The organism is Oceaniglobus roseus (genome assembly GCF_002869745.1).
GTDB lineage: Bacteria > Pseudomonadota > Alphaproteobacteria > Rhodobacterales > Rhodobacteraceae > Oceaniglobus > Oceaniglobus roseus.
Window position 1 is genome coordinate 32,092 of record NZ_PNOS01000034.1, and the last position, 25,296, is coordinate 57,387.

Sequence of the window (25,296 nt, forward strand, 5' to 3'; positions counted from 1 at the left end):
TTATACCGGGGCGGTGGGCAGGCACCAGCGCGAAGCGACTGCGTCATTTTCGTTCAAACGAACGCCCCAAAAGGAAATCTTGTTGCGTGACGGCCGGGATCGCCCTATGTCATGCTGCAACTGCACGATAGGGAGCCGCCCCATGGCCCATGACGGACAAGACCTGCCCACCGCCGCCCCCACACCGATCCTGGAGGGGCTCCTCGGCCTGACCGCCGCCGCGGGCGACGCCGCCGGGACGCTGCTGGAGGCCGCCATCGCCACCCTGAAGCCGCGGGTCACGGCGGGCGGGCGGATCGACGCCGCCGCCATGGACGCCGACCAGCACGCCATGCACGGCCTCGCCTGGCTTGCCACCTATGCCGAGGCGCTGCGCCGGATGCAGGTCTGGGCCGAACGGCTGGAAAGCGCGGGCCAGTTCGGCGAGACCGAGCAGCTGATCCACCAGATCGCTTTCGGTGAGTACCTGAACCAGATCGCGGGCGGCCTGCCGATGAGCCAGGGCGAGATGCTGCGCCTCCATGACCTCGGGCTCGAAGACGCGACGCAGGCGGCGTTCCGCACGCCCGAGGTGACGGAGCTCTGTCGGCGCGGCAACACGCAGACCGCCCGCGTCCGGCTGGTCGAGCTGATGCGCGAGCACGCCGCCAACATCACCGTGGGGCGCAGCGGGATCGACGAAGAGCTCGAGATGATCCGCGAGCAGTTCCGCCGCTTCTCCGTCGACAGGATCGAACCCCACGCCCACGAATGGCACCTGAAGGACCGGCTGATCCCGATGGAGGTGATCGGCGAACTGGCCGAGATGGGCGTCTTCGGCCTGACCATTCCCGAGAACCTCGGCGGCCTCGGCATGTCGAAGGCGGCGATGGTCGTGGTCAGCGAGGAGCTGTCGCGCGGCTACATCGGCGTCGGCTCCCTCGGCACCCGCTCGGAAATCGCGGCCGAGCTGATCCTCTGCGGCGGCACGGACGCGCAGAAGGAGAAATGGCTGCCGGGCCTCGCCAGCGGTGAGATCCTGCCGACGGCCGTGTTCACCGAGCCGAATACCGGCTCCGACCTCGGGTCGCTCCGGACCCGCGCGGTGAAGGACGGCGACACCTACCGCGTGACCGGCAACAAGACCTGGATCACCCACGCCGCCCGGACCCAGGTGATGACGCTGCTGGCCCGCACCGATCCCGCCACCTCGGATTACCGCGGGTTGTCGATGTTCCTGGCCGAGAAGACCCCCGGCACAGACGAAGCCCCCTTCCCCACCCCCGGCATGTCCGGCGGCGAGATCGAGGTGCTGGGCTATCGCGGCATGAAGGAATACGAGATCGCCTTCGATGGTTTCGAGGTGAAGGCCGAGAACCTGCTCGGCGGCGAGGAGGGCAAGGGTTTCAAGCAGCTGATGGAGACCTTCGAGTCGGCCCGCATCCAGACCGCCGCCCGGGCCATCGGCGTGGCGCAATCGGCGCTAGACGTCTCGATGCGATATGCCGAGGACCGCAAGCAGTTCGGCCGCGCCCTGATCGAGTTCCCCCGCGTCTCGGGCAAGCTCGCCATGATGGCGGTCGAGATCATGGTGGCGCGTCAGCTGACCTATTTCTCGGCCTGGCAGAAGGACCACGGCAAGCGCTGCGATCTCGAAGCCGGGATGGCGAAGCTTCTCGGCGCCCGCGTGGCCTGGGCGGCGGCGGACAACGGCTTGCAGATCCACGGCGGCAACGGCTTCGCGCTGGAATACACGATCTCCCGCATCCTCTGCGACGCCCGCATCCTCAACATCTTCGAGGGTGCCGCGGAGATCCAGGCGCAAGTGATCGCAAGGAGGCTGCTGTCCTAGCAGATATCGGAAAGCCTCCGGGGGAGGCTTTGCCTCCGCGGCACGCGGAGATCCAGGCGCAGGTGATCGCCAGAAGGCTCCTCGGCTGGCAGATATCGGAAAGCCTCCGTGGCGGCTTTCCCTCCGCGGCACGCGGAGATCCAGGCGCAAGTGATCGCAAGGAGGCTCCTGTCCTAGCAGATACCGGAAAGCCTCCGGGGGAGGCTTTCCCTCCGCGGCACGCCGCAGATCGCGCGCGGCGCTACGGCGGCCATAGGCAGGCCGGTCCGCGCCGCTGTCCGACCGGATCAGGCCGCCGACAGGATATGGATCTTCCGGTCCGCCACCATGTCTTTCACCGCCTCGCCGAAGGCCTTCATGTGCGGCGCGGCGCCGTGGGCCTGGAGGTGGGCGAGGCTTTCCCATTCCTCGACCACCACCAGCACGTCCTCGCCATAGGGCGTCTGCGCCGCCCCCGCACCTTCGGTGTCGGTGCAGACCACGTACTTGAGGCAGCCGTCCTCGGCATGGACCTCGGGCACGATCTTCGCGAAGGCCTCCAGATAGGCCGGTCGCATCCCCGGTTTCGCCGTCAGCACCGCCACCACATGCACGCTCTCGGTCATGGTCTCTCCCTCAAATCTCCGTCGTCCGAGAGAACCACGCGGGCGCTCCGGGCACCACCCCCCTTGCGCCGCCGATGCCCAAGGGGCAAGCCTTGCCGCCATGAGATCCGCCCTCCTGATCCCGATGCTCCTCGCGGCCGCCTGCGCCGGCAAGGACGAAACCGTGTCCGGCTACATCGACCGCGAGGCGACTTTCCTGCTGGAAGAGCTCGACGGCGCCCCCTTTCCCGCCCGCGCCACCATCGCCTTCCCGTCGGAGGGCGCGGTGCGGGGCGAGGCGCCCTGCAACCGCTGGTCGGCGCGACAGACGGTGCCCTATCCCTGGATCGGGATCGAGGACATCGCGTCGACCCGGCGCACCTGCCCCGCGCAGGCGCAGGAAAACGCCTATCTGGCCGCCCTGCGCCAGATGACCCTGGTCGAGGGGCTGGGCGACGTCGTGATCCTGTCGAACGACGCCGGGCGCCAGATGGTGATCCGCGCTCAGAAGTGACGGCGGAACAGCGTGATCAGCCGCTCCCGCGCCGCCGGAAGCGGTCGTTCGCCCAGGGCCGGGGCCAGGTGGTTCTCCAGGAAATGTCCCGTGGTGCGAAGCCCGTCGAGCAGCTCCGAGGCCGAGGCCGTCCCCTGCCCGAGCAGGCAGAGCGGAAGGGGCAGCAGCCGCCCGGCCCAGTCCCCGGCGCCCTCCCGGCTTACCGCCCGCCCCGTCCGGGGCGAGACATAGGCCAGGTCCTCGCGGCTGCCGGTCACCGCGCAGGCGGTCAGGTCCAGCCCGAACCCCGCCTCGTCCAGCAGCGCCTGCTCCCAGTGGAGATAGGCCAGCGGCCAGTCGTCGTTCGGGCCCAGCATGTCCAGAAGCCGGATCGACCGGGCATAGAGCGCCGGATGCGCCTCCCGCTCGGGCAGGAGGAAGGCCAGCAGCGCCGCGACGGCGTTCAGCCCCGCCAGCGCCAGCCGGTCCTCCAGCACGGCCGTGCGGCTCCTCACCGGCTCGACGGTATAGGTGCCGAGGTGATCCTCCAGCCGCGCCCGCCAGGTCAGGTCCAGCTGCGCCCCGGGCTGGAGGATCGGAGACAGCTTGCGCCCCGCCCCGCCGCGCACGATCCCGGCATGGCGGCCATGGGCGGCGGTGAAGGCCTCGACGATGGCCGAGGATTCACCGTGACGGCGGACCGTCAGAACCACTCCCTGATCGCGCCAGTCCATCGCCTGCCCTCACCCCACACGCCCACCGCGCGCGACTAACCTAGTCTGCCGCACCCCGGCGGGCGAGCACGGTAACCCGCGCAGCCGGACGCGGTCCCGGCGCCGCACATGGAGCGCGCACGCAAGAACCCTGCGACAACGGCCCGGAGGAACCGAGCCGCAACGTCGCGGATCCGTCCCGCCCCCCTGTTTCTTCTTTTCACCAAATACTCCCGCCGGAGGCTCCCGCACCCGCAACCGGCGCCGAGGCCGGATCAGGCCCCCGCGCCGCGAAACCGCGTTACTCCGCCAGACCGTCCTCGTCCAGCAGGTGACGCCCGGCGCGGTCCTCCACCTCGATCACCCAAAGGTCCGGATCGAAGCCCCGCTGCCGCGCGATGGCGGCGTCGCAGTCCGCCTCCGCCCCCTCCGCCAGTACGGTCCAGACGCGCGCCCCCGACATCAGGTCGAAGCTCCTCTGGAACACCGTCGCGCGGCCGTCGAGCGTGTTCGACTTCACCAGCACCGCCCCCGCCGTGTCGTCGCCATGGGCCACGACGAAGGCGGGAATGTCGTGCAGTTCCAGCCGCCTGCGATAGGCGGCGACCCAGAAGGCGGCGGTCAGCCGGGTCAATTGCCGTCCTTGAAGTCCAGCCCGATCTCGGTATAGCGCGCCGCCTCGTCCAGCCAGCCGGGGCGCACCTTCACCTGCAGGAACAGGTGCACCTTGCGGCCCAGGAACTCCTCCAGCTCCGCGCGCGCGAGTTGCGAGACGGTCTTGATCGTCTCGCCCTTCTTGCCCAGCACGATGCCCTTGTGCCCGTCCCGCTGGACATAGATGAACTGCTCGATCCGGGCCGAGCCGTCCTTCTTCTCCTCCCAGCTCTCGGTCTCGACGGTCAGCTCGTAGGGCAGCTCCTGGTGCAGCCTGAGCGTCAGCTTCTCCCGCGTCATCTCGGCGGCGATCATCCTGAGCGGAAGGTCGGCGATCTGGTCCTCGGGATAGAGCCACGGCCCCTCGGGCAGCGCCGCCGCCAGCTTCGCCTTCAGCGTCTCGACGCCGTGGCCGCGCTCGGCGGATATCAGGAAGGTCTCGACGAAGGGAAAGCGCTCGTTCATCTCTTTCGTCAGCGCCAGCAGCACCGGCGCCTCGACGCGGTCGATCTTGTTGATGGCAAGGTACACGGGCCGCTCGCCCACATGTTCCTTCAGCGCGGCGAGGATCGTCTCGACCCCCTCGGTCAGCCCGCGATGCGCCTCGATCAGCAGCACCACGAGATCGGCATCCGCGGCCCCGCCCCAGGCGGCGGCGACCATGGCGCGGTCGAGCCTCCGGCGCGGGCGGAACAGGCCCGGCGTGTCGACGAAGACGATCTGCGCCGCGCCTTCCATGGCGATGCCGCGGATCCGGGCGCGGGTCGTCTGCACCTTGTGGGTGACGATCGACACCTTGGCCCCGACCATGCGGTTCAGCAGCGTCGACTTGCCGGCATTGGGCTCGCCGATCAGGGCGACGAAGCCGGCGCGGGTGGGCGTATCGCTCATGTCTCGGGCTCCAGTCTGGCAAGGAGGGCGGCGGCGGCGGCCTGTTCGGCGGCGCGCTTGCTGGTGGCCTGGGCCGACTGCCGCTCGCCGGATTGCAGCCGCACCTCGATGGTGAAGAGCGGCGCGTGGTCGGGGCCGGACCGCCCCGTCTCGACGTAGACCGGCGGCGGCTGGCGGCGGGCCTGCGCCCATTCCTGCAGCGCGGTCTTGGCGTCGCGGGCGTCCTCGTCCACCGATTTCAGCGCCCCGTCCCAGTGGCGCAGGATCACGCGGCGCACCGCCTCGAGCCCGCCGTCGAGATAGACCGCGGCCAGCACCGCCTCCATCGCGTCGCCCAGCAGCGCCTCCTTGCGCCGCCCGCCCGACATCATCTCGGACCGGCCGAGCTTCAGCACCGCGCCAAGGTCGATCTCCCGCGCCACGGCGGCGCAGGCCTCCTTCCGGACCATCGCGTTGAAGCGGGGGGCCAGTTGCCCCTCGGCGGCCTTGTCGTCGGCCTTCAGCAGCGCCTCGGCGATGACGAGGCCCAGCACACGGTCGCCGAGGAACTCGAGCCGCTGGTTGTCCGGCCGCGAGGCCGAGGAGATCGAGGCATGGGTGACGGCGCGCACCAGGTGCTCGGGCGACGAGAAGCTGTGCCCGAGGCGCGCGGAGAAGGCGGAGAGGTCGGCGGAAAGCTTCACTGGATCCACTTGAAGAAGCGGTCGGGCCGCCAGGTCCAGAAGTACAGCATGGACTTGCCCGCGGACGAGAAGATCACCATGTCGGCGCGCCCGATCAGGTTCTCGTAGGGCACGAAGCCGACGCCGCCGGTGTTCTGCGAGAACCGGCTGTCGGTGGAGTTGTCGCGGTTGTCGCCCATGAAGAAATAGCTGCCTTCGGGGACGGTATAGACCGGGGTGGTGTCGGGGATGCCGGGGCGGTTCTCGATGTTCAGGATGTCGTGGGAGACGCCGTTCGGCAGGGTCTCGCTATAGCGGTCCTTGATGCAGTCGCCGCCGAGCGGCGCGTTGTTCTTGCAGCGCGGCAGGTTGCCCACGGGGCCCTGCTTGTCATAGGTCTCGACGAATTCGCCCGCCGGTTCCTGGGGCGCCTCCTCGCCGTTGATGAACAGCACGCCGTCCTTGACCTGGATCTGGTCGCCCGGCAGGCCGACCAGCCGCTTGATGAAATCGGTGCCCTGCACCGGATGGCGGAACACCACAACGTCGCCCCGCTCGGGCTCCGAGCCGAGGATGCGCCCCGAGAACGGGCACATGGAGAACGGACAGGAGTAGCGGGAATAGCCGTAGGCCATCTTGTTGACGAAAAGGAAGTCGCCGACCAGCAGCGTGTCCTTCATCGAACCGGAGGGGATCCAGAAGGGCTGGAAGAAGATCGTGCGGAAAATCCCTGCGATCAGAAGGGCATAGACCACCGTTTTCACGGTTTCCATGATGCCGTCTTTCTTCTCAGCCATGCCCTGCCCGCCCCTGTCCTCTTGGTATGGCCGCTAGATGCGGGAGGCCCGCGGGGGAGTCAAGTTGCCACCCGCCCCGCGCCCTGCGCCAGGGGCCGCGCCTCGATCACCACGAAGGCCTGCGCCCAGGGGTGGTCGTCGGTCAGGGTGACGTGGATCACCGCCTCGTATCCCGCGGGCGTCATCGCCGCCAGCCGCTCGGCCGCCCAGCCGGTGACGGCCATCACCGGCTGCCCGGTCGCAAGGTTGCTCACCGCCATGTCCTTCCAGGCGATCCCCATCCTCAGCCCGGTGCCCAGCGCCTTGGAACAGGCCTCCTTCGCCGCCCAGCGCTTCGCATAGGTTCCCGCGACGTCGTGCCGCCGCTCGGCCTTCCTCTGTTCGACCTCGGTGAAGACGCGGTTGCGGAAGCGGTCGCCGTGGCGCGCCAGCACCCCCGCGATCCGCTCGATGTTGGCAAGGTCGGTGCCGATGCCGAGGATCATCGCACTCCCCCGCCCACCAGGACCGGGAGCCGCACCGCCCTCGCCCTGCCACCGCCGGATGCGGCAACGCTGCGGGGCTGTCCCCCCGCACCCCCCATCTTTGCTTTCCAAATATCCCCGCCGGAGGCACCGCGCCGCAAGGCGCGGACCGGCGCGCCACGCTTCGGCAGGCGCACCCGCTCCGCGGGGCCGCGGTGGTACGGCGCCCCCCCGGTCAGATCTGCTTCTCGGGCATCTGCACCACCAGCCCGTCCAGCGCGTCCGAGACCTTCAGCTGGCAGGTCAGGCGCGAGCGCTTCGGATCGGGCTCGTAGGCGAAATCAAGCATGTCCTCCTCCATGCTCTCCTTCGCCGGCAGCTTCTCCACCCAGTCCTCGGCGACGTAGACGTGGCAGGTGGAACAGGCACAGGCGCCGCCGCAGTCGGCCTCGATTCCGGGGATCCCGTTGTCGCGGGCGCCCTCCATCACGGTCAGCCCGTTCGGCACCTCCACCACGTGCTCCTTGCCGCCGTGCTCGATATAGGTGATCTTCGCCATCTCGCCGTCTTCCTTGCTGCGCGTCCGTCGCATCCGTTCCTAAAGGCTGGCGCGCCGGCGCACCAGTGGCATTTGCGCGCGCCGTTTCCGCGGCGGGGCCGGCCGGGCCCGACCGCCGCGGGGGCTGGACAGGCACCGCGGATGTTCCATATCTGTTCTCCATGACCGACCTGTCCCCCGAAGCCGGGCCCGCCCGCTGGGCCCGCCCGCCCTCCTGCCTGACCGCGGCCGAGCTCGAGCTGCCGCCGAGCGGCGCGCGCATCGCCGTGGCCGGGCTCGTGCTGGTGCGCCAGCGGCCGGGTACCGCCAAGGGGGTGATCTTCCTCACGCTCGAGGACGAGACCGGGGTGGTCAACGTGATCGTCTGGAAGAAGCTCTACGAGCGGTTCCGCCGCGCGGTGATCGCCGGGCGCTGCCTGCGCGTCACCGGGCGGCTCCAGCGCGAGGGCGGGATCACCCATGTCATCGCCGAGGAGATCGAGGACATCTCGTGGATGCTCGACGGCCTGCTGCGCACCGCCGCCCCCGATCCCTGAACTGTGCCGGGCCCCGCGAGGGCCGGACAGGCGGAGCGGTCCGGCAGGGTCCTAGTCGGCAGCCCGAACGGCGGGCCGGCGGAAAGCGCTCCTTTCAGACGCCATCGCCCGATGTCATCCCGCCAGCCGGACACGGCCCGGCAGCGGGCATCGCTAGGACGACCCGGCGCCTTCCGCCGGAGCGGTCCGATCACGCCGCCGTCGAATCGGCCCGGCCCGGATTGCGTCCGGAGGGTTGCCAATGCCGCCCGCCCTCCGCCATCGTTTCCGAACAGCCTACTTGGCGCCCCCGGTCCGGCCCCGCCGTTGCGGTCGGGCGGCAAACACCGGACCCTTGCGGCGCCGAGCCGAGGATCCCCGCGCCGTCGCCGCGTCCGCGGCGCACCGGCCATCGCCGTCCCGCCCGCACCCCGCCCCGGAGCATCACGCCATGAGCACCCTCTTCTTCATCGCCTCCAAGATCGTCGGCCTCCTGATCCGCGGCGAGACCTGGCTGGTCCTGCTGCTGGCGCTCGCCCTTCTCGGCCTGCTGCTGAACCGCCGCCGCCTGGCGGGCGCGGCCCTCGCCCTGGCCCTCGCCGCCGTCCTCGTCCTCACGGCCCTGCCGGTCGGACCCTGGGCCATGCGCCCGCTGGAACGGCAATACCCGTTCAATCCGCCGCTCCCGGCGCCGCCGGACGGCATCATCGTGCTGGGCGGGGCGGTCGAGGCGGCAAGCTGGAAGGCCACCGGGCAGGTCCACCTCAACGACGCGGGCGAGCGGCTCACCGAGGCGGCGGTGCTGGCGCGCCGCTTTCCCGAGGCGCGGCTGATCCTGTCCGGCGGCGGCGCCACGCTGGCCGAGATCGGCGGCGCGATCCCCTCGGAAGCCGCGGCCATGGCGGCGCTGCTGACCGGACTCGGGATCGACCCGGCACGGCTGACCCTGGAGGAGGAGTCGCGCAACACCATCGGCAACGCCACCTATTCCTTCGACATCGTGCAGCCGCAGGAGGACCAGACCTGGCTTCTCGTCACCAGCGCCTCGCACATGCCCCGGGCGGTGGAGACCTTCGCCCGCGCGGGCTGGACCGGCATCGTGCCCTGGCCGGTCGACCTGTCCACCGCGCCCGGCCCCCTCGGCCTGACCTGGGATCTGCCCTGGAACCTCTACTACCTGAACCGCGCGGTGAAGGAGTACGTGGGACTCGTCGCCTACCGCCTCGCCGCGCGCTGAAACCGCCCGCCCCCTGCGCCCCGGCCGGGCCGCGACGGCTGGACGACGCTTGCCCTCGTGATCGACTGCCACAGCCGCGAGCTTCCGGGCTGGCACCCGTCACGGTCCGGGAAGGCCACGACCGCTGCCAGGTCCTGGAACATGCCCTGATCAGCAGGTTCGGCACGCTCGGCAAGGTGCCAGGGAATTGAACGGTCCCGCCGATGCCCGGATGTCACCTGTAACCGGACCGCGCCCCGCCCGCCCGTCAGAGCGGCGCTGGACGCCATTTGGCGGCGCCTGCCTGCGCAGCAGGACCCGCCGCCGGATCTGTATCGTAAAGGCCCCGTCACCGGGGCGGTCGGCATGTGGGGTCAGTTGTTCAGGACTGCCATGTTGTCCGCTTCCCAACCGATCCAGACCGGATCGGTGCCGACCGATCGGCCGGTTTCCGCGTCAACGTAGGCCTTCAGCAGCGCGTTGCCCTCGCCCACGGCGATCTGCATCGCCATGCGGCTGCCGAGGAAGGTCCTGCCCACCACGCGCCCCTGCACCGCGTTGGCGGTCTGCGGACGTTCGACGCTGAAGCCCAGCTTTTCCAACCGGACCGAGGCGGTGATCGGCTCGCCCTTGGCGGGCAGACCCGCCGGCGCCTTGCCCAGAAGGGTCGTGCCCTCCCAGTCCATCACCACCTTGTCGCCCTCGGTGCCGCGCATCCGGCCCGACAGCAGGTTGGTTTCACCGATGAACTCGGCCACGAAGCGGCTGGCCGGGCGGAAGTACAGCTCTTCCGGGGTGCCGTCCTGCTCGACCTTGCCCTTGTTCATGACCACGATGCGGTCGGACATGGTCAGCGCCTCTTCCTGGTCATGGGTGACGAAGAAGAAGGTCTTGTTGGTGCGGCGCTGGATCGACTTCAGTTCCTGCTGGACCTGACCGCGCAACTTGGCGTCCAGCGCCCCCAGCGGTTCGTCCAGCAGCAACAGCGACGGGTCGGGCGCCAGGGCCCGCGCCAGCGCAACCCGCTGCCGCTGCCCGCCCGAAAGCTGCACCGGGTAGCGCGCTGCGTAGGACTCGAGCTCGAGGAAGGACATGATCTCGTCGGAGCGGCGCCGGATCGCGGATTTGTTCATGCCCTTCAGTTCCAGCCCGAAAGCCACGTTCTGCGCCACGGTCATGTGCGGGAACAGCGCGTAGTCCTGGAACACCATGTTCACGTTGCGCTTCTCCGGTGGCTGGCTGGTCACGTCCTCGCCGTCGAGGATCACCCGCCCCGAGGTCGGACGCTCGAACCCGCCGAGGATGCGCAGGGTGGTGGACTTGCCGCAGCCCGACGGGCCGAGGAAGGTAACGAACTCGCCCCGAGCGATGTCCAGCGTCAGATTGTCCAGCGCGACGACTTTGCCGAAATGCTTGGACAGGCCTTCGATGCGGACAAGCGGTGTCTGGTCGGTCATGCTCAGGTTTCCTTGTTCATGCGGCGGGTGAAGCGCTCGGCCCAGATGCCGATGGCGGCGGTCAGGATCAGCGCAATGGTCGCGATGGCGTTGATTTCGGGGCTCATCCCGGAACGAAGCTTGGCAAAGATCAGCACCGGCAGCGTCGGTTCGTAACCGCCCAGGAAGAAAGAGCGCACGAAGTCGTCGAAGGACAGCAGCAGGCAAAAGATCGAGGCGCCGAGGATCGCGGGCACCAGATAGGGTAGCGTGATCCGGATGAACGAGATCAGCGGATCGGCCCCCAGGTCGCGCGCGGCCTCGATCTGGCTCCTCGGCAACGTCGACAGCCGCGCCATGACCACCAGTACCACGAAGGGCACGTTGTGCACCGCATGGGCCCAGACGATCGCGCCCATGCCGGGTTCGATCCCCAGCCAGCGGGCATATATGCGGAAGGCAATGGCCGAGATGATGCCCGGCACCAGCGCCGGCAGCACCGTCATGCCGAAGACGGCGGTGCGGCCCCAGAACCTGCGCCCTTCCAGCATCACCGCGATCCAGATGCCGACAAAGACCGAGATCAGCGTCGACAGCACCGCGATGGCGGTGGAATAGCCGAAGGTCGACAGGACTTCGGCATCGGCGAAGACCCCGGTGTACCAGTCCAGTGTCCAGGACCGGATCGGGAAGCCGATGAACTTGCTGTCCTTGAAGCCCATCACCACCATCAGGATCAGCGGCACGAAGACATAGAGGACAAAGGCCCAGTAGACGCAGGCAAGAAAGATCCGGTTGCCGCGGAACAGCTCGGGACGGTCGTTCATTGCTTCTCTCCCTTTCGCAGGGCGCTCATCAGCTTCTGGAAGGTCGCCGTGAGGACCAGCGCCGCGGCGAACATGATCGTGGCAAAGGCCGCCCCGGTGGGCCATTCATCCCCCGCCACGTGGAAGAAGCCTGCGATGGTTTCGGCAAAGACCGTGGTCGAGGGCCCGCCAAGCAGGACCGGCGTGGCGTAGAAGCCGGTCGAGATCAGGAACACCAGCGTGCACCCCGACGAGATGCCCTCGATGGTCAGCGGCAGGGACACGCGGCGGAACCGGGTCCAGGCGCCCGCGCCCAGATCGGCGGCGGCCTCGTTCATGCTCTTGGGCAGCTTCTCCAGTGCCGAGTACAGCGGCAGCAACATGTACAGCGCGGTCAGGTAGACGATCCCGACCCCCATGGAAAAGCTGGTGTACATGAAGGGGATCGGCCGTTCGATCAGGCCGAGGCTCTTCAACAGAAGGTTCACGGCGCCGGTATTGCCCAGCAGGATCATGATCGCATAGGTGCGCACGATCTCGCCCACCCAGAACGGGATCAGCAGCAGCAGCAGGAACAGCATCTGGTTCTTGCGGCTGACGTGCCGTGCCAGGAAATAGGCCACGGGATAGGTGATGATCAGCGTGCAGAAGGTGAACACGCCGGCAAAGATCAGCGTCCGGAAGAACGGCATCCAGAAGATGCTATCCCCGAAGAAGCGGGCGTAGTTGTCCAGCGTGAAGTTCTGCTCGACACCCTGAGCGACCGGGTACGCATCGGTCAGCGACACGCGAATCATCTGCAACATCGGGCCAAGGTGCTGGGTCAGCACCCAGAGGATCGGGAAAGCGGCGAGGATCAGGAACTGGCGCCGGGGCGAGGCCGTGGTCAGCCGCATCAGCGCGTGATAGGGTCCCCATGCGGCCAGGCGGCCCCAAAATGTGCGGCCCGAACTCTCTTCTGTCATGGCTCGCTCGTCCTGCTGTGCGGAGGCGTCATACGTCATGCGGTCGTCTTTCGAGTGTGCCTGTGCCCCTGCCCCGCACCCGGCGGGACAGGAACAGGTTCGTTGAGGATGGCGATCAGGCGGCCTTGATCGCCTCGACCGCCGGGTCCATCAGGCTGTATTTCAGCTCGTTCTGCTCGGCGCGGAAGAATTGCAGTTTGGCCAGCTGTTCTTCGGGGAAAGAGGTGGATTTCCGCTCCAGCTCGGTCAGGTGCGGCGCCACGTCCTTGTAGGTCGAGATGAAGCCCGAGGCCTTGGTCATGGCCGCACCGATTTCCGGCGAGGACAGCAGCGCGTCGAGGAAGGTGTAGGCGTTGTCGGCGTTCGGCGCGTTGTTGGCGATGTTGAACGTGTAGACAAAGCCGTAAGAGCCTTCGCGCGGGATGCTCATCCCCAGAGGGAAGCCGTCATTGATTAGCGCCGCCGCCGGGCCGTTCCACGAATGGCCGAGGACGATATCCTGGTTGATCATCATCTGCTGGAATTCGGCGCCGCCGTCATAGTACTTCCGCACCAGCGGCTTCTTGTCGATCATGAACTGCTGCACCTCTGCCATGATCTCGGCCGCGCGTTCGTGATCGTTGGCATATTCGATGAAGTTGCCGTCATAGCCTTTCATCAGCATCACGATCGACAGCATGTCCTGGATGATATAGGCGTTCTGGCCCTTGTACTTCTCGCTGAAAAGCGTGTCCCAGGTCTGCGCCTCTTCCTCGCTGACAACCTCGGTGTTGTAGGACAGCACTTCCATGCCGGACAGGATCGGCACGCCCCACTTGTTGCCGTTGATCGTCGCCCAGTCGCCTTCCGAGAAGATCGGGTCGATCTTGCCCCAGTTGGTCAGCCGGTCCGCGTCCATCGGCGCCAGCAGGTCGTTTTCGATGAACTGCAGGAAACGGTGGCCGGCGACGGTCATGATGTCGACCGTCGGGTTCGGCTGCTCGGCGGCCAGCAGGTTGAACTGCTTGCCCTGGTCGTCGACCAGGCGAACGTTGACCTTGATGCCGGTGTCGGCCTCGAACTGCTCGCGGAAAGCCTCGGGAACGAAATCGTTGTAGGTCCAGATGTTCACTTCGCCGCCGGACTGCGCCGAGGCGTGGCGCAGGTAGACGGGCGAGGCCAGTGCCGCGCCGGTGGCGGCGGCGGTGCCAAGAAAGCGACGGCGGTTGAAGATCAGTCTCGACATGGTGTTTCTCCTTGTTGGTCCAGTGGTGGTTCTTCTTGTTGCCCCGGCGAGGGGTCTTCTCGGTTAGGTCTCCAGCGCGCGTCACGCGCTGGCTTGCTGACGCAAAAGCCCCGTCTTCGCGGCCGCCTTCAACTCGTCCAGGCTGAACCGCTTCAGGTCCAGCGCCGCGAGGATCTGGTTCTCGGCCTCGAAATCCCGCCCGTACATGGCGGAGAAGATCCGGATGCCGGCCTCGTGCAGCGGCGCGGGATGCCCCGCCAACCGGCCAAGCGCGGCGGTCAGCACCAGCCCGTAGGGCACGTCTTCGGTAACATAGCGGCTGTCGGCGGTGGCCGGACCCGTGCCGCCGTTGCCCTGCGCGTGCATCTGCTGGTTCATCTCGGAGATCGTGGCGACCGGCACGTGGAAGGACAGGTGGAAATGTTCGAAGATCGTCCGGACCTCCAGACCCAGCGCCTGCGCGATCTCCAGCCGTTCGCGGTCCAGCTCTTCCAGCAGGCGGCCCACCTTGGGCGTGATGTTCTGGCCCTGGGACCAGGTTTCGCCGCGCTCCATCCGGGTGATGTTGCCCAGGGCGATGCCCATGTGGTTCTGCGGGTTGAGGTTCGACAGCGAGATCGCCAGCAGCCCGTCGCGCGGCTGGAAGCGGTCGCCGAACAGCGCCTGGCACAGCGCCAGCGCGTCCGCAGAGCGGTCTTCCGGCACGGTGCAAAGGTCGACCCGGCTGCGCACGGTGTTCACCTTGACCTCGGTGCCCGAGTGCCGCCGCCCGGTGCAGATCGTCGTGCCCCATGCGGTGATCGGCGCGACGACGCCGCGCGCCGCCAGAAGCTGCATCAGGTAGACCGCCCCCAGCGAGGCATGGGAGGACACGATCACGTGGTGCCGGTCCTCGATATGCGGCGCCAGCGCGTCCAGCACGGTTTTGTGCCCATAGCCGGGCAGCGCGATGATCAGCACATCGTTCTCGCGCGCCAGGGTGGCCGCGCTGTCGGCAATCCGCGGGGTCAGCGTGGTTTCCACCGCGCCGGTGGCGCGCAGCGCCGCCCCCTGGGCCAGCTCTGCCGTGCCCGCGCCCGACGGCGACCACAGCATCGGGTCGTGCCCCGCCTCGTGCAGCACCGCCGCCGTTCCGAACGCGACCGAGCCCGCGCCCGCCAGTCCTACCGTCTTGCCCACACTTCCCCCTGATTCGCTAAGAGTCGTCTTCCGAACTCTACACCATTATTGCAGATTGAAATCCGTTATGGCGGATTTTAACTCAGGAGGTCGTTTCCGGCAGCCGCACCGGATCGCCCAGCACATGCATGAGGCGGTTCGCCCAGCCGAACAGCGAGGCCGACAGGATCAGGTCCAGAACCTCCGCCTCGTCCAGCCCCGCATCCTTCAGTGCCGCCATGTGGTCCGGCCCGGCCTGCGACGGCGTTTCGGACAAAGCCACGGCAAAGTCGAAGATCGCACGGTCGCGCGGCCCGAGGTCCGCCCGGCGACCGTCGCGGAACAGCCTGTCCGTCACTTCGGTGGATTTCTCGAGCTGCGCATGCCGCGCCGCGTGGACGGCGGCGCAATAGATGCAATGGTTGACCATCGAGGCCCCCAGCGCACCCAGTTCCCGCTCGGCCCGGCTCATCCCGCCCTTGTCGTACATGATGCCGTTGAACAGCGGCGAACGCACCTTCAGGCTTTCGACATCATGCGCCAGCGTCAGCACGTATTCCGACACCTTGGTGTTCGAGGGCGTGACCTTCAGCGCATCCAGCTGCTCTGCGCTGGCCTCTTCCAGGTCGACCGGCTTCACGCGCGGCTGCCAATGCGGCACGTTGCGGGTGAATTTCGTGATCACCTTGGTCATGGATAGGCCTCCTTCAACAGGCGCAGCCCGGCAATCACCCGCAGCTGATAGGCCAGGAACGCGTTCAGTTCGCACAGCCGCACGATATCGGCATCGGCAATCCCCGCCGCCTGCAGGCCCGAGATATCGGGCGCCGCGACGTTGCGGGTATCGGCGGCCACCTTGTCCATGAAGGCCACGACCGGCGCCAGCCCCTGCCCTGCACCGTCGTCAGAGGGATCGGCCAGCGCGGCATAGTCGCCCGCATCCGCCGCGTATTGGCCTGCCAGCGCCTCTTCGCCGTTCAGCACCGCGATGCGGGCCGCCAGCGCCGCGCGCAGCGCGTGCGACCAGGGCCCGCAATCCCGTGGCCGCAGCACCGCCGCTTCGGCCTCCTGGGTCATCTCGAAGATGCTCGCGCGCCCCTCGATGGCCGCCCCGGGCGCGCGGCCCGCGCCCAGCCCGGCGCTTTTCAATGCGGTCGTATCCAAAGCCATCAGGCCACCTTCCCCTTCTTGTCCTCGCAGACAAGTTCCGACGGCACCCATTCGCTGCCGTCCAGTTCCGGCTTGTCGTAGGCCAGCATCGCCTGCCAGTGCTCGGCCACGTCCTCGGCATAAAGCTTCGACGCGACCGCGCGCGCCATCCATCCCGCCCCCTCGGAGATCCCCGGGATATCGCCGCTGACCTTGCCCAGGCTGGCCGACGCCCCGTAGTTGAAACAATAGACATTGGCCAGCCACGGCGCCCGCCCGGGCACCTTCTCGCGGAAGGTGAAGTCCTCGTTCAGATAGGGAAACAGCCCCAGGTCGCGCGACGGCTCGTCCGCCGGCGGGGTATAGATGTCCCGCCACAGCAGGATATCGCCCGCCGCCTCGCCGAACTCGGTCCGCGACAGCGGGTCGATGGTGAAGCCGGTGCCCAGGATCACGAAATCCGCCTCGTAGGTCGTGCCATCGGCAAAGCCCACCCGCACCGCGCCGTTCCGCTCGACGGTGCTTTCCACCGCCTTGCCGAAATGGAAATGCGCATTGGGGTGGCGGCTGACCCGGTTGGTCGAGCCATGCGGCGGCGGCGTCTGGGTGGCAAAGGAATACTGCATGAACCGCCAGCGCCATTCGTCGGGCAGGCTGGCATAACCGGCAGTGAAGCCGAAAGAGCCGATCCCCATCATCTTGTTGACGGTGGGCATCTCCTTGCGGCGGATCAGGTGGCGGACCTCGGCGGCGCCATGCTCCAGCGCCTCGGCGGCATTGTCCACGGCAGAGGCGCCAACCCCCACGACCGCCACGCGCTTGCCTCTGAGCCGGTCGAAGTCGATCTCGTCGGCGCTATGCGCCCAGAAGGACCGGTCAAGCCCCTGCACGAACCCCGGAATATTCGGGCGGCCGGTGCCGTCGCGCCCGGTGGCAAAGACCAGCTTGCGGGTCAGGATCGACCGCTCGGCCGCGCCCGACAGGTGCAGGCGCAGCAGGTCACCCTCGGGCTCGACCCGGTCGACGGACACGCCGTTCTCGGTCGGGATCGCCAGCACCCTGCGATACCACTTCAGGTATTCCATCCACATCGGCCGCGGGATCTTGTCCAGCTTTTCCCAGTTGGCGGTGCCGAACTGCGCGCGATACCACGCCTGGAAGCTCAGCGCGCCATGGCCGTAGGCCGGGCCGGTCAGCTCCTTGGGAGAGCGCAGCGTCTCCATCCGCGCATAGGTCAGCCAGGGGCCTTCCAGCCCCTCGGGGCTGCGGTCCAGCACCCGCATGTTGTGGATGCCGCCGGTCTTCAGCGCCATCCAGGCCACCATGCCGCACATTCCGCCGCCGATGATCACGACGTCGCTGACCCCCTCGCGGGCGGGCACCCAGTCCTTGCCCGGCCAGCAGAGGAATTTCAGATCCTCGCGCAACCGCGCCTCCAGCACGGGCAGACCCTGGCCGTCGATCGGGGAAGCGGTGTCGTGTGTCATGTCGTCTTTCCTGTAACTCTGCTGTTCGGTCGCGGCACGCTCAAGCCGGCCGGCTGACGGACCAGTCCCGGTGGAGATCGTCGATATGGAAGGTATGGGCATGGCGCTGGCGCGGCCCATGCGCGGGGTTCTCGTGCAGGTGCGGGTGGTCACCCGGCAATTCGGGATGGTCGTGTGTGCGGATCAGCGGATCGCTTGCGGGCCAGACGCGCAGCGCCAGCGCCGCCACGCCAAGGGTCAGCGCCGACAGGATCAGCAGCGCCGGCGCCAGTCCGACGCGTGCGCCCAGCTCACCCGCCAGCGGGTAGGCCACCAGCCAGCCCGCATGCGACAGCGAGAACTGCGCCGCGAAGAGCGAGGCGCGGTCCCCTGCCCCGGCAGAGCGCGCGATCACCAGCCCGCCCGGCGTCAGCACCAGCGAGGCGGCCAGGCCGAAGCAGACCCACAGCCCCATGTACCCGGCATAGGCCAGCGGCAGCGCGATACCCAATCCCAGCACCGCGTGCAGCATCGCCCCCAGGGCCATCACGCGGCGTTCGTCCAGCGCCTCGATCAGGCGCGGCACCAGCACCGCGCCGGTCGCGGCGCCCAGCCCGTAGAAGGCCATCAGCACCGGGTAATGCCGCTCGGCATCGCCGAGCTGCGCACCGGCCAGCACCACCGAGTTGACCAGCACCCAGGCCATGCTCAGCGAGAGGGCAAAATTCAGCAGGAACAGGCCGCGCAGCCGCGGAGTCCGACGATAGATCGACAGCCCCGTCAGCGCCCGGGCCAAAAACGGCCCCCGGCGCGGAGCGCCCGCCCCGGCGGGGAACCGCGTGACCAGCAGCGCCGCGATGGACCCCGAAAAGGCCAGCGCCGCGACCCAGAACAGGAACTCGGCCGCAACCACTTGCAGCACCATGGCGGCGATCACCGGCGAGAGCACGGATTCCAGTGTATAGGCGATGCGCGACCAGACCAGCGCGCGGCTGTAGGCGCGCTCTTCGGGCAGCACGTCCGGGATCACCGACTGGAAGATCGGCGTGAAGCCGGACGAGACCGCAAAGAAGACCAGTGCCAGCGCCGCGATCTGCCAGGTCTCGGTGGCGAAGGCCATCGGCAGCAGCAGCGCCATGCGGGCGATATCCAGCCCGACCATCACCCGCTTGCGCGGGCGCCCGGCGAAAAGCGCCTCGGCCAGCGGCGAGATGCCCACATAGGCCACCATCTTCACCGCAAGCAGGAAGCCCAGGATCTGCCCTGCCGCCGCCGTGCCGCCGATGCGATAGGCCGCCAGCGACATCGCCACGGTCATCAGGCCGATCGCCAGAAGCGAACAGACCTGCGCGGCAAAGAGCTTCCGGAAGACGGGATTGGCAATCGGGTTGATCCGGGGTGCGGTCATGAAACGAGCGTATCCTGCGGGAGGCGGTTGGCGTAGAACCGGGCGGTACTGGTATCGACGCGGTACTGAGCGGCATAGTCTGGGGCGATCCGCGACAGATTGTCCACAGCCGCGATGATCGAGTCCACCTTCTCGTCGCTCATCAGGGCGGAAAGGTTCAGCCGCACCCAGCCGGGCTTGGCGGTTTCCTCGCCCTGTTCCAGCGCCGCGATGGTGGCATCCGATTCGGCGCGGCCCAGCCCCAGCAGCCGGTGACCATAGGGCCCGGCGCAGGCACAGCCGCCGCGCGCCTGCACCCCGCTCAGGTCGCTGAGCAGTCGGGTGAAGAACTGGTGATGCACCAGCCCCCCCTGCCCGTCACGCACCCGCAAGGAAAAGATCGGCAGCGCCTCGGCGCCGGGAATGCCCAGCAGCTCGATCCGGTCGTTGTCCGCCCAGACCTTCAGCGCCCGCGCCCGCAATTCGGCCTGCCGGCTGTCCAGCCAGCTCTGCCCCAGCGCCTCCTTGACCAGCATGGCCAGCGCGGCGCGGATATCGCCGGTCACATTCGGGGTGCCGCCCTCTTCCCGCGCCGCAAGGCTGCCGGAATAGACATGCCCCCAGGGCGACACGAAGCTGACCGTGCCGCCGCCGGGGATGGTCGGCGTGGCACGGAGGGCGATCCCGTCGCGGATCACCGCGACGCCACTGGAACCGGGACCGCCGGGAAACTTGTGCACCGAGAACACGACGGCATCCTTCTGCGCATCGGTGCCCGCCTTCATGTCCATTGCGCAATAGGGACCGGCACAGCCGTAGTCCCAGACCGACAGCGCGCCATGCGCGCGCAGCATCCGCGTCACCGCGTCCACATCGGTCAGGATGCCGGTCACGTTGGACGCCGCCGAAAAGGTGCCGACGATCCGCGCCGCGCCCTGCGCCGCGATCAGGGCGCGCTCCAGCTCGCCCATGTCGACGCCGCCGGTCGGCGCCTCGGCGATCTCGATCACCTCGGCCCCGGTCTCGCGCCAGGGCAGGATGTTGGAATGATGTTCGTAGGGGCCGGTCAGCACCACCACGCGCCGCCCCTGCCGGACCAGCGCCGCCAGATCCAGCAGCCCCGCGATGCGGTTGAGTCCGGCGGTAGAGCCCGACCCGGTGAACACCACGCTCATGCCCGCGGCGGCGCCGGTCAGCCGGGCGATCTCGGCCCGCGCCGCCTCGCGCAGCCTGGTCATGTATTCGCCGCAGAAAGAGGCCTGCGTGTGGGTATTGGCGTAATAGGGCAGCACGCGGTCGCGGATGAAATCCTCGACCTGCGCCAGCGCCCGCCCCGAGGCCACGTAATCGGCATAGATCAACGGTCGCGCCCCGAACGGCCCGTCGACCTGCGCATCCTCGCCGATCAGCCCCTCGCGGATCCGGTCGTGAACGTCGGCGCCTTGCAGCACGGCCTTGAAATCGTCGAGCGCAGTCATGTCATCCCCTGATTTGACCGGATCGAGTATGACGTAAATTCTGCAAAAATCTTCACAGTTGTTTGCCATTGATTTCGTCTTTTTGTGTCATATGATCGAAGAATGAAGCACAAACCAGATCAATTTGACTTTCGGATCCTCGAAGAGCTGCAGCGCGACGCGGGCCTGCCCCAGCGGGCGCTGGCCGAGAAGGTCGGGCTGTCTCAGAACGCCTGCTGGCGCCGGCTCAAGGCGCTCGAGGCGTCGGGCGCGATCCGCAACCGCACCGTGGTGATCGACCGCGAAAGCCTCGGCGGCGGCTTTGTGGTGTTCTCGCTGATCAAGACGCGGCACCATTCCGCAGAGTGGCTGCGGCTGTTCCGCAAGCATGTCTCGGCCATCCCCGAGGTCATCGACTTCTTCCGCATCGGCGGCGAATACGACTACCTGATGAAGATCGTGGTCAGGGACATGGCCGGCTACGACGACGTCTACAAGCGGCTGATCGAGAACATCGAGCTGGAAACCGTGACCTCCTATTTCGCGATGGAGGCGATCGAAGAGCAGCGCCCGATCCCCCTGCGGTAGGGGCGCCGCCCGCGTCGCCGGGATCGGCGACGCCCGCGTCGCCGGGATCGGCGCGTCCCCACCGCCGTCCGGCGACCGGGAAGCGCTCCCTGCCCCGCTCAGCGCCAGGTCAGCACCACCTTGCCGGACTGGCCGGATTTCATCGCGGCAAAGCCGTCACGAAAGGCCTCCACGCCCATCCGGTGCGTGATCACCCGGCTGACATCCAGCCCGTTCTGCAACATGGCGATCATCTTGTACCAGGTTTCGAACATCTCGCGCCCGTAGACCCCCTTGATGGTGATCGCCTTGAACACGATGCGCGACCAGTCCACCGGCGACTTGCCCGGCGGGATCCCCAGCAAGGCGATCTTGCCGCCCATGATCAGGCTTTCGACCATCTGGTCCAGCGCCTGCTGGCTGCCGGACATCTCCAGCCCGACATCGAACCCCTGCTTCATGCCCAGTTCGTGGATCACGTCGCGCAGGTCCTCGCGGGTCACGTCCACCGTGCGGACATTGCGGCAGACCTGTCGCGCCAGCGTCAGGCGGTCCGGGTTGATGTCGGTGATGACCACATGGCGCGCCCCGGCATGGCGCGCCACCGCCGCCGCCATGATGCCGATGGGCCCCGCGCCCGTGATCAGCACATCCTCGCCCAGCAGGTCGAAACTCAGCGCCGTGTGCACCGCGTTGCCCAGCGGGTCGAGGATCGCGCCGATCTCGTCGGGGATGTCGTCCGGCAGCGGCACCACGTTGAAGGCCGGCAGCTTCAGGTATTCCGCAAAGGCGCCCTGCACGTTCACCCCGATGCCGCGCGTGCCCGGATCCAGATGGAACCTGCCCGACCGGCTCTGGCGGCTTTCGGTCCCCACCACATGCCCCTCGCCGGAACAGCGCTGGCCGATCTTCAGCCCGGTCACGTTGCGCCCGATCTCGACGATTTCGCCGGCGAACTCGTGGCCGGTGATCATCGGCACGGGCACCGTGGCACGCGCCCAGTCGTCCCAGTTCCAGATATGGATATCGGTGCCGCAGATGCCGGTCGCGTTGACGCGGATCAGCACCTCGTCCGGGCCGATCTCGGGCACCGGCGCCTGCACCACCCACAGCCCCTCTTCGGGGCGCGATTTCTCCAGCGCTTTCATCGTGTTGGGCCGGGTCATTGGATCACTCCCAGCGCGCGGCCAACCTTGGCGAAGGCGGCCAGCGCACGGTCAAGCTGGTCGTTGCTCAGGGCGGCGTTCATCTGCGTGCGGATGCGGGCCTGCCCATGCGGCACCACCGGGTAGAAGAAGCCCGAGACATAGACCCCCTCTTCGAACAGCCCGGCGGCCATCTTCTGCGCCAGCGGCGCCTCGCCCAGCATCACCGGCACGATCGGATGCTCGCCCGGCAGCAGGTCGAAGCCCAGCTCTGCCAGCCCCTTGCGCCAGTAGGCGGCATTCTCGACCAACCGCCTGCGCAGCGCGCCCCCCTCTTCCACCAGGCGAATGGCCTCCAGCCCGGCGGCCACGATGGACGGCGGCAGCGCGTTCGAGAACAGATAGGGCCGCGCGCGCTGGCGCAGCAGGTCGATCACCGGCTGCGGACCGGCGACATACCCGCCCAGAGCCCCGCCAAGCGCCTTGCCCAGCGTCCCGGTCAGGATGTCCACATCCACCCCGAAGTGATCCGGCGTCCCGGCGCCCCTCGGCCCCATGAAGCCGGTGGCGTGGCAGTCATCGACCATGACAACCGCCTCGTAGGCCTTGGCCAGCCGCGTGATCTCGGGCAGGTTCGCAAGGTAGCCATCCATCGAGAAGACCCCGTCGGTGGCGATCATCACGTGCCGGGCGCCGCCCTCGCGCGCCGCTTTCAGCTTGGTCTCGAGGTCGCCCATGTCGTTGTTGGCATAGCGGTAGCGCTGCGCCTTGCACAGCCGGATGCCGTCGATGATCGAGGCATGGTTGAGGCTGTCCGAGACAATCGCGTCCTCCGGCCCCAGCAGCGGCTCGAACAGCCCGCCATTGGCGTCGAAACAGGCGGCGAACAGGATCGAGTCGTCCTTCTTCAGGAAGGCCGCAAGCTTCTGTTCAAGCGTGCGGTGCAGATCCTGCGTGCCGCAGATGAACCGGACAGAAGCCATGCCAAAGCCCTTGTCGTCCATCACCTCGCGCGCCGCGCGGATCAGGTCCGGGTGATCGGCCAGCCCCAGGTAATTGTTGGCACAGAGGTTGATCACGTCGCGCCCGCCAACGGCGATCTCGGCGCCCTGCGGCGAGGTGATCATGCGCTCGCGCTTCATCAGGCCATCGGCCTCGATCCCGGCAAGCGTGGTTTGCAGATCGGCAATGAAACGGTCGGACATGGGCGACTCCCCTATTGTGCGAGCTCATATCTACCATAACGGATACGCTTCCGTAAACATGGATTGCACCTTAGCGGATGTCTGTCTGCTAAATTGTCATGACCCCGTTTTCCGGCCGCCCGCCGGTCAGCCGCCCTTCACGACCAGAAAGGCCCGCGCCCGCCCTTCTGCCCGCAGGCAGTGCGGGACATCGGCGGCATATCGGGCGGTTTCGCCGGTATCCAACCGGTCCGTGGCCTCGCCGCTGACCACCGTCAGCGCGCCTTCGATCACCGTCAGGTTTTCCTGCGTGCCATGGGCATGGGGCGCGGAATCCAGCACCCCGCCCTCGGCAAAGCGCAGCTCGTAGACCTCGTGATGCCCGGCGTCTTCGGGCGGCGACAGGATCCGGATGGTACAGCCCGCGCCGCGATTCTCGATGGTCGGAACCTCCTGCGCCCGCAGCACCTCGATCTGGCTGCCGGGCTGGTCCTCCAGCAATCCGGCGAAATCCACCTGAAGCGCGCGGGTCAGGTTCCACAGCGTCGAGACCGTGGGCGAGGATTCGCCGCGCTCGATCTGGCTGACCATGCTGCGGGAAACCCCCGAGAGCTTGGCCACGGCCTCCAGCGAAAGACCCTGCGCTTGCCGCGCCTGTTTCAGGCGGGCGGGAAGCAATGAGAGGATGACGTCCGGCTTGTCCATGATCCCGGAAGCTAAGACCGCAACACGCGGCAATCCAGAGGAAAATCCGCAATCACGGAGGACGCGGACCGGGAGGGGGGGACAATGCGCCGCCCCCCGCATGGGCCCCCTTGGTCAAAAACCGGCTCTGGCGCACACCGTGTGGTGTTCGTCGGCTTAAGGCGCCGTGATCCCGGCGGAAGTTCTCCTCGTTCGCATCAAGGATGACCCGCAAGGCTCGGCAGACCAGCCTCTGTCAGTCCGGGTCTGTCTCGTCGAGCGGGAGTCCGAGGCGGTCGGCCACTTGCCGGAGTGGATCCCGAGCCATGTCCCAATCCCGAAGCCGGATTGCATCACGGAAGATCGCAATCGCGGCGTCGACGGATGTTTCGGCTCTCGGGCATTTCGAAGAGCACGGTTTCAAAGCTCTGCAAGGACATCGACGAGCGCGTCGGCGAGTTCCTGAACCGCCCGCTCAGCGGCGAGTGGCCCTATCTCTGGCTGGATGCCACCTATCTCAAGGTCCGCCAGGGCGGGCGCATCGTGCCGGTCGCAGCCATAATCGCCGTCGCCGCCAACACCGAGGGGCGGCGCGAGATCATCGGTCTGGGGATCGGACCTTCGGAGGCCGAGACCTTCTGGACCGAGTTCCTGCGCTCGCTGAAGGCCCGTGGCCTCGGCGGTATCAGGTTGGTCATCAGCGATTCGCATACCGGTCTCAAGGCCGCCATTGCCCGGGTCTTTGAGGGTGAGCTTGCGAACGGCAAAGATGTCGCGTTCACTGGATGAGGCACGCACTCGCGCATGTCTCCCGCGGTCAGCACACCGTCGTCGCCGCCGCGATCCGGCAGGTCTTCGACCAGCCCGACCGCGCCCATGCCGGCGAGACCTGGCGCAAGGTCTCCGAGCAGCTGCGTCCACGCTGGCCCAAGCTCGCCGACCTGATGGACGCAAGCGAACACGACGTGCTGGCTTACACGTCCTTTCCCCGACAGCATCGCACGAAACTGCATTCGACCAACCCGATCGAACGCCTCAACAAGGAGGTGAAGCGCCGGGCAGACGTCGTCGGCATCTTTCCGAACGAGGCTTCCATCATGCGCCTGATCGGCGCGGTGCTGTTCGAACAGAACGACGAAAGGCAGACCGCAAGCCGCTACATGATGGTCGAGGCCTTCGCCCAGATCGACACCGAAGAGATCGACCCCATTCTCAGCATCACAACAGAAGCCGCCTGATCATGCACTCAGGCCATCCGCGAAATTACACCAACTTGACGGACGTGACC

26 protein-coding genes and 1 pseudogene are annotated in these 25,296 nt (G+C 67.7%); 6 read left to right on the forward strand and 21 right to left on the reverse strand.

The features are described from left to right. The first annotated feature begins 142 nt into the window (after positions 1 to 142). On the forward strand, positions 143 to 1,831 hold the full coding sequence (locus A7B20_RS16045; protein WP_102109596.1) for an acyl-CoA dehydrogenase family protein: 1,689 nt from the start codon (positions 143 to 145) through the stop codon (positions 1,829 to 1,831). Positions 1,832 to 2,118: 287 nt separating this feature from the next. Here the strand turns inward: A7B20_RS16045 and A7B20_RS16050 are convergent, their stop codons facing one another. Further along, complete coding sequence (locus A7B20_RS16050; RefSeq protein WP_102109597.1) at positions 2,119 to 2,436, reverse strand: putative quinol monooxygenase; 318 nt, start codon at positions 2,434 to 2,436, stop codon at positions 2,119 to 2,121. A gap of 100 nt (positions 2,437 to 2,536) precedes the next feature. Here A7B20_RS16050 and A7B20_RS16055 point away from each other — a divergent pair, with 100 nt between their 5' ends. Beyond that, positions 2,537 to 2,929 (forward strand): META domain-containing protein, encoded by a 393-nt coding sequence (locus A7B20_RS16055; RefSeq protein ID WP_102109598.1) that lies wholly within the window; start codon positions 2,537 to 2,539, stop codon positions 2,927 to 2,929. Here the strand turns inward: A7B20_RS16055 and recO are convergent. The 7 genes from recO to A7B20_RS16090 all read right to left on the reverse strand — a co-directional run bounded on the left by recO (position 2,920) and on the right by A7B20_RS16090 (position 7,648). Continuing rightward, on the reverse strand, positions 2,920 to 3,642 hold the full coding sequence (gene recO / locus A7B20_RS16060; protein ID WP_102109599.1) for a DNA repair protein RecO: 723 nt from the start codon (positions 3,640 to 3,642) through the stop codon (positions 2,920 to 2,922). The genes A7B20_RS16055 and recO overlap by 10 nt on opposite strands. 280 nt (positions 3,643 to 3,922) lie before the next feature. Further along, positions 3,923 to 4,255: a DUF1491 family protein gene (locus A7B20_RS16065; RefSeq protein WP_102109600.1), complete on the reverse strand. Its 333-nt coding sequence runs from the start codon at positions 4,253 to 4,255 to the stop codon at positions 3,923 to 3,925. Further along, entirely contained in the window at positions 4,252 to 5,166 is a 915-nt protein-coding gene (gene era, locus A7B20_RS16070; protein ID WP_102109601.1) for a GTPase Era, read from the reverse strand. The genes A7B20_RS16065 and era overlap by 4 nt, the downstream gene beginning before the upstream one ends. Continuing rightward, on the reverse strand, positions 5,163 to 5,849 hold the full coding sequence (rnc, locus tag A7B20_RS16075; protein WP_102109602.1) for a ribonuclease III: 687 nt from the start codon (positions 5,847 to 5,849) through the stop codon (positions 5,163 to 5,165). Before rnc ends, era begins: the two co-directional genes overlap by 4 nt. Next, positions 5,846 to 6,625 carry a signal peptidase I gene (gene lepB / locus A7B20_RS16080; RefSeq protein WP_102109603.1) on the reverse strand — a complete coding sequence of 260 codons (780 nt, stop codon included), beginning with the start codon at positions 6,623 to 6,625 and terminating at the stop codon, positions 5,846 to 5,848. The genes rnc and lepB overlap by 4 nt, the downstream gene beginning before the upstream one ends. 59 nt (positions 6,626 to 6,684) lie before the next feature. Further along, positions 6,685 to 7,110, reverse strand: coding sequence for a holo-ACP synthase (gene acpS / locus A7B20_RS16085; RefSeq protein ID WP_102109604.1), 426 nt, complete (start codon positions 7,108 to 7,110; stop codon positions 6,685 to 6,687). A 214-nt stretch (positions 7,111 to 7,324) separates the two neighbouring features. After that, positions 7,325 to 7,648 carry a 2Fe-2S iron-sulfur cluster-binding protein gene (locus tag A7B20_RS16090; RefSeq protein WP_102109605.1) on the reverse strand — a complete coding sequence of 108 codons (324 nt, stop codon included), beginning with the start codon at positions 7,646 to 7,648 and terminating at the stop codon, positions 7,325 to 7,327. Between the two features lie 161 nt (positions 7,649 to 7,809). Here A7B20_RS16090 and A7B20_RS16095 point away from each other — a divergent pair, with 161 nt between their 5' ends. Together A7B20_RS16095 and A7B20_RS16100 are read left to right on the forward strand one after the other, a co-directional pair. Beyond that, positions 7,810 to 8,184 carry an OB-fold nucleic acid binding domain-containing protein gene (locus A7B20_RS16095; RefSeq protein WP_102109606.1) on the forward strand — a complete coding sequence of 125 codons (375 nt, stop codon included), beginning with the start codon at positions 7,810 to 7,812 and terminating at the stop codon, positions 8,182 to 8,184. A gap of 430 nt (positions 8,185 to 8,614) precedes the next feature. Next, entirely contained in the window at positions 8,615 to 9,400 is a 786-nt protein-coding gene (locus tag A7B20_RS16100) for a YdcF family protein (protein WP_157937707.1), read from the forward strand. Positions 9,401 to 9,753: 353 nt separating this feature from the next. Here the strand turns inward: A7B20_RS16100 and A7B20_RS16110 are convergent, their stop codons facing one another. The 10 genes from A7B20_RS16110 to A7B20_RS16155 form a co-directional block, all read right to left on the reverse strand. Beyond that, positions 9,754 to 10,836: an ABC transporter ATP-binding protein gene (locus tag A7B20_RS16110; RefSeq protein WP_102109608.1), complete on the reverse strand. Its 1,083-nt coding sequence runs from the start codon at positions 10,834 to 10,836 to the stop codon at positions 9,754 to 9,756. A 2-nt stretch (positions 10,837 to 10,838) separates the two neighbouring features. Further along, the gene (locus A7B20_RS16115; protein ID WP_102109622.1) at positions 10,839 to 11,624 is read right to left on the reverse strand and encodes an ABC transporter permease; all 786 of its coding nucleotides are present in this window, start codon (positions 11,622 to 11,624) and stop codon (positions 10,839 to 10,841) included. A gap of 14 nt (positions 11,625 to 11,638) precedes the next feature. Continuing rightward, positions 11,639 to 12,625 carry an ABC transporter permease gene (locus tag A7B20_RS16120; RefSeq protein WP_102109609.1) on the reverse strand — a complete coding sequence of 329 codons (987 nt, stop codon included), beginning with the start codon at positions 12,623 to 12,625 and terminating at the stop codon, positions 11,639 to 11,641. A 76-nt stretch (positions 12,626 to 12,701) separates the two neighbouring features. Beyond that, positions 12,702 to 13,811, reverse strand: a complete 1,110-nt coding sequence (locus tag A7B20_RS16125) for an ABC transporter substrate-binding protein (RefSeq protein WP_102109610.1) — start codon at positions 13,809 to 13,811, stop codon at positions 12,702 to 12,704. An 81-nt stretch (positions 13,812 to 13,892) separates the two neighbouring features. Beyond that, entirely contained in the window at positions 13,893 to 14,990 is a 1,098-nt protein-coding gene (locus tag A7B20_RS16130) for an NAD/NADP octopine/nopaline dehydrogenase family protein (protein WP_102109611.1), read from the reverse strand. Positions 14,991 to 15,072: 82 nt separating this feature from the next. Then, positions 15,073 to 15,663 (reverse strand): peroxidase-related enzyme, encoded by a 591-nt coding sequence (locus tag A7B20_RS16135; protein ID WP_102109612.1) that lies wholly within the window; start codon positions 15,661 to 15,663, stop codon positions 15,073 to 15,075. Continuing rightward, positions 15,660 to 16,139, reverse strand: a complete 480-nt coding sequence (locus tag A7B20_RS16140; RefSeq protein WP_245867021.1) for a hypothetical protein — start codon at positions 16,137 to 16,139, stop codon at positions 15,660 to 15,662. Before A7B20_RS16140 ends, A7B20_RS16135 begins: the two co-directional genes overlap by 4 nt. Next, positions 16,139 to 17,605 carry an FAD-dependent oxidoreductase gene (locus A7B20_RS16145; RefSeq protein WP_102109613.1) on the reverse strand — a complete coding sequence of 489 codons (1,467 nt, stop codon included), beginning with the start codon at positions 17,603 to 17,605 and terminating at the stop codon, positions 16,139 to 16,141. Before A7B20_RS16145 ends, A7B20_RS16140 begins: the two co-directional genes overlap by 1 nt. Positions 17,606 to 17,645: 40 nt before the next feature. Continuing rightward, positions 17,646 to 18,992 carry an MFS transporter gene (locus tag A7B20_RS16150; RefSeq protein WP_102109614.1) on the reverse strand — a complete coding sequence of 449 codons (1,347 nt, stop codon included), beginning with the start codon at positions 18,990 to 18,992 and terminating at the stop codon, positions 17,646 to 17,648. Next, positions 18,989 to 20,449 carry an aminotransferase class V-fold PLP-dependent enzyme gene (locus A7B20_RS16155; RefSeq protein ID WP_102109615.1) on the reverse strand — a complete coding sequence of 487 codons (1,461 nt, stop codon included), beginning with the start codon at positions 20,447 to 20,449 and terminating at the stop codon, positions 18,989 to 18,991. Before A7B20_RS16155 ends, A7B20_RS16150 begins: the two co-directional genes overlap by 4 nt. A 102-nt stretch (positions 20,450 to 20,551) precedes the next feature. Between A7B20_RS16155 and A7B20_RS16160 the strand changes: the two genes are divergently transcribed. Then, entirely contained in the window at positions 20,552 to 21,016 is a 465-nt protein-coding gene (locus A7B20_RS16160) for an Lrp/AsnC family transcriptional regulator (protein WP_102109616.1), read from the forward strand. A 98-nt stretch (positions 21,017 to 21,114) separates the two neighbouring features. Here A7B20_RS16160 and tdh read toward each other — a convergent pair whose 3' ends face one another. The 3 genes from tdh to A7B20_RS16175 all read right to left on the reverse strand — a co-directional run bounded on the left by tdh (position 21,115) and on the right by A7B20_RS16175 (position 24,029). Further along, the gene (gene tdh, locus A7B20_RS16165; protein ID WP_102109624.1) at positions 21,115 to 22,143 is read right to left on the reverse strand and encodes an L-threonine 3-dehydrogenase; all 1,029 of its coding nucleotides are present in this window, start codon (positions 22,141 to 22,143) and stop codon (positions 21,115 to 21,117) included. Between the two features lie 14 nt (positions 22,144 to 22,157). Next, positions 22,158 to 23,345, reverse strand: coding sequence for a glycine C-acetyltransferase (locus A7B20_RS16170; protein WP_102109617.1), 1,188 nt, complete (start codon positions 23,343 to 23,345; stop codon positions 22,158 to 22,160). 126 nt (positions 23,346 to 23,471) lie between these two features. Continuing rightward, complete coding sequence (locus A7B20_RS16175; RefSeq protein WP_102109618.1) at positions 23,472 to 24,029, reverse strand: helix-turn-helix domain-containing protein; 558 nt, start codon at positions 24,027 to 24,029, stop codon at positions 23,472 to 23,474. 372 nt (positions 24,030 to 24,401) lie between these two features. Between A7B20_RS16175 and A7B20_RS16180 the strand changes: the two are divergent. Continuing rightward, positions 24,402 to 25,246: pseudogene (locus A7B20_RS16180) on the forward strand (IS256 family transposase); the annotation flags it as partial. Positions 25,247 to 25,296: the final 50 nt, after the last annotated feature.

Excerpts from the sequence above, each read along its gene's own strand:
- A7B20_RS16045 (WP_102109596.1), top strand. The coding sequence starts at position 143 with ATGGCCCATGACGGACAAGACCTGCCCACCGCCGCCCCCACACCGATC.
- A7B20_RS16050 (WP_102109597.1), bottom strand. The coding sequence starts at position 2,436 with ATGACCGAGAGCGTGCATGTGGTGGCGGTGCTGACGGCGAAACCGGGG.
- A7B20_RS16055 (WP_102109598.1), top strand. The coding sequence starts at position 2,537 with ATGAGATCCGCCCTCCTGATCCCGATGCTCCTCGCGGCCGCCTGCGCC.
- recO (WP_102109599.1), bottom strand. The coding sequence starts at position 3,642 with ATGGACTGGCGCGATCAGGGAGTGGTTCTGACGGTCCGCCGTCACGGT.
- era (WP_102109601.1), bottom strand. The coding sequence starts at position 5,166 with ATGAGCGATACGCCCACCCGCGCCGGCTTCGTCGCCCTGATCGGCGAG.
- lepB (WP_102109603.1), bottom strand. The coding sequence starts at position 6,625 with ATGGCTGAGAAGAAAGACGGCATCATGGAAACCGTGAAAACGGTGGTC.
- acpS (WP_102109604.1), bottom strand. The coding sequence starts at position 7,110 with ATGATCCTCGGCATCGGCACCGACCTTGCCAACATCGAGCGGATCGCG.
- A7B20_RS16090 (WP_102109605.1), bottom strand. The coding sequence starts at position 7,648 with ATGGCGAAGATCACCTATATCGAGCACGGCGGCAAGGAGCACGTGGTG.
- A7B20_RS16095 (WP_102109606.1), top strand. The coding sequence starts at position 7,810 with ATGACCGACCTGTCCCCCGAAGCCGGGCCCGCCCGCTGGGCCCGCCCG.
- A7B20_RS16100 (WP_157937707.1), top strand. The coding sequence starts at position 8,615 with ATGAGCACCCTCTTCTTCATCGCCTCCAAGATCGTCGGCCTCCTGATC.
- A7B20_RS16110 (WP_102109608.1), bottom strand. The coding sequence starts at position 10,836 with ATGACCGACCAGACACCGCTTGTCCGCATCGAAGGCCTGTCCAAGCAT.
- A7B20_RS16120 (WP_102109609.1), bottom strand. The coding sequence starts at position 12,625 with ATGACGTATGACGCCTCCGCACAGCAGGACGAGCGAGCCATGACAGAA.
- A7B20_RS16125 (WP_102109610.1), bottom strand. The coding sequence starts at position 13,811 with ATGTCGAGACTGATCTTCAACCGCCGTCGCTTTCTTGGCACCGCCGCC.
- A7B20_RS16135 (WP_102109612.1), bottom strand. The coding sequence starts at position 15,663 with ATGACCAAGGTGATCACGAAATTCACCCGCAACGTGCCGCATTGGCAG.
- A7B20_RS16140 (WP_245867021.1), bottom strand. The coding sequence starts at position 16,139 with ATGGCTTTGGATACGACCGCATTGAAAAGCGCCGGGCTGGGCGCGGGC.
- A7B20_RS16145 (WP_102109613.1), bottom strand. The coding sequence starts at position 17,605 with ATGACACACGACACCGCTTCCCCGATCGACGGCCAGGGTCTGCCCGTG.
- A7B20_RS16150 (WP_102109614.1), bottom strand. The coding sequence starts at position 18,992 with ATGACCGCACCCCGGATCAACCCGATTGCCAATCCCGTCTTCCGGAAG.
- A7B20_RS16155 (WP_102109615.1), bottom strand. The coding sequence starts at position 20,449 with ATGACTGCGCTCGACGATTTCAAGGCCGTGCTGCAAGGCGCCGACGTT.
- A7B20_RS16160 (WP_102109616.1), top strand. The coding sequence starts at position 20,552 with ATGAAGCACAAACCAGATCAATTTGACTTTCGGATCCTCGAAGAGCTG.
- tdh (WP_102109624.1), bottom strand. The coding sequence starts at position 22,143 with ATGAAAGCGCTGGAGAAATCGCGCCCCGAAGAGGGGCTGTGGGTGGTG.
- A7B20_RS16170 (WP_102109617.1), bottom strand. The coding sequence starts at position 23,345 with ATGTCCGACCGTTTCATTGCCGATCTGCAAACCACGCTTGCCGGGATC.
- A7B20_RS16175 (WP_102109618.1), bottom strand. The coding sequence starts at position 24,029 with ATGGACAAGCCGGACGTCATCCTCTCATTGCTTCCCGCCCGCCTGAAA.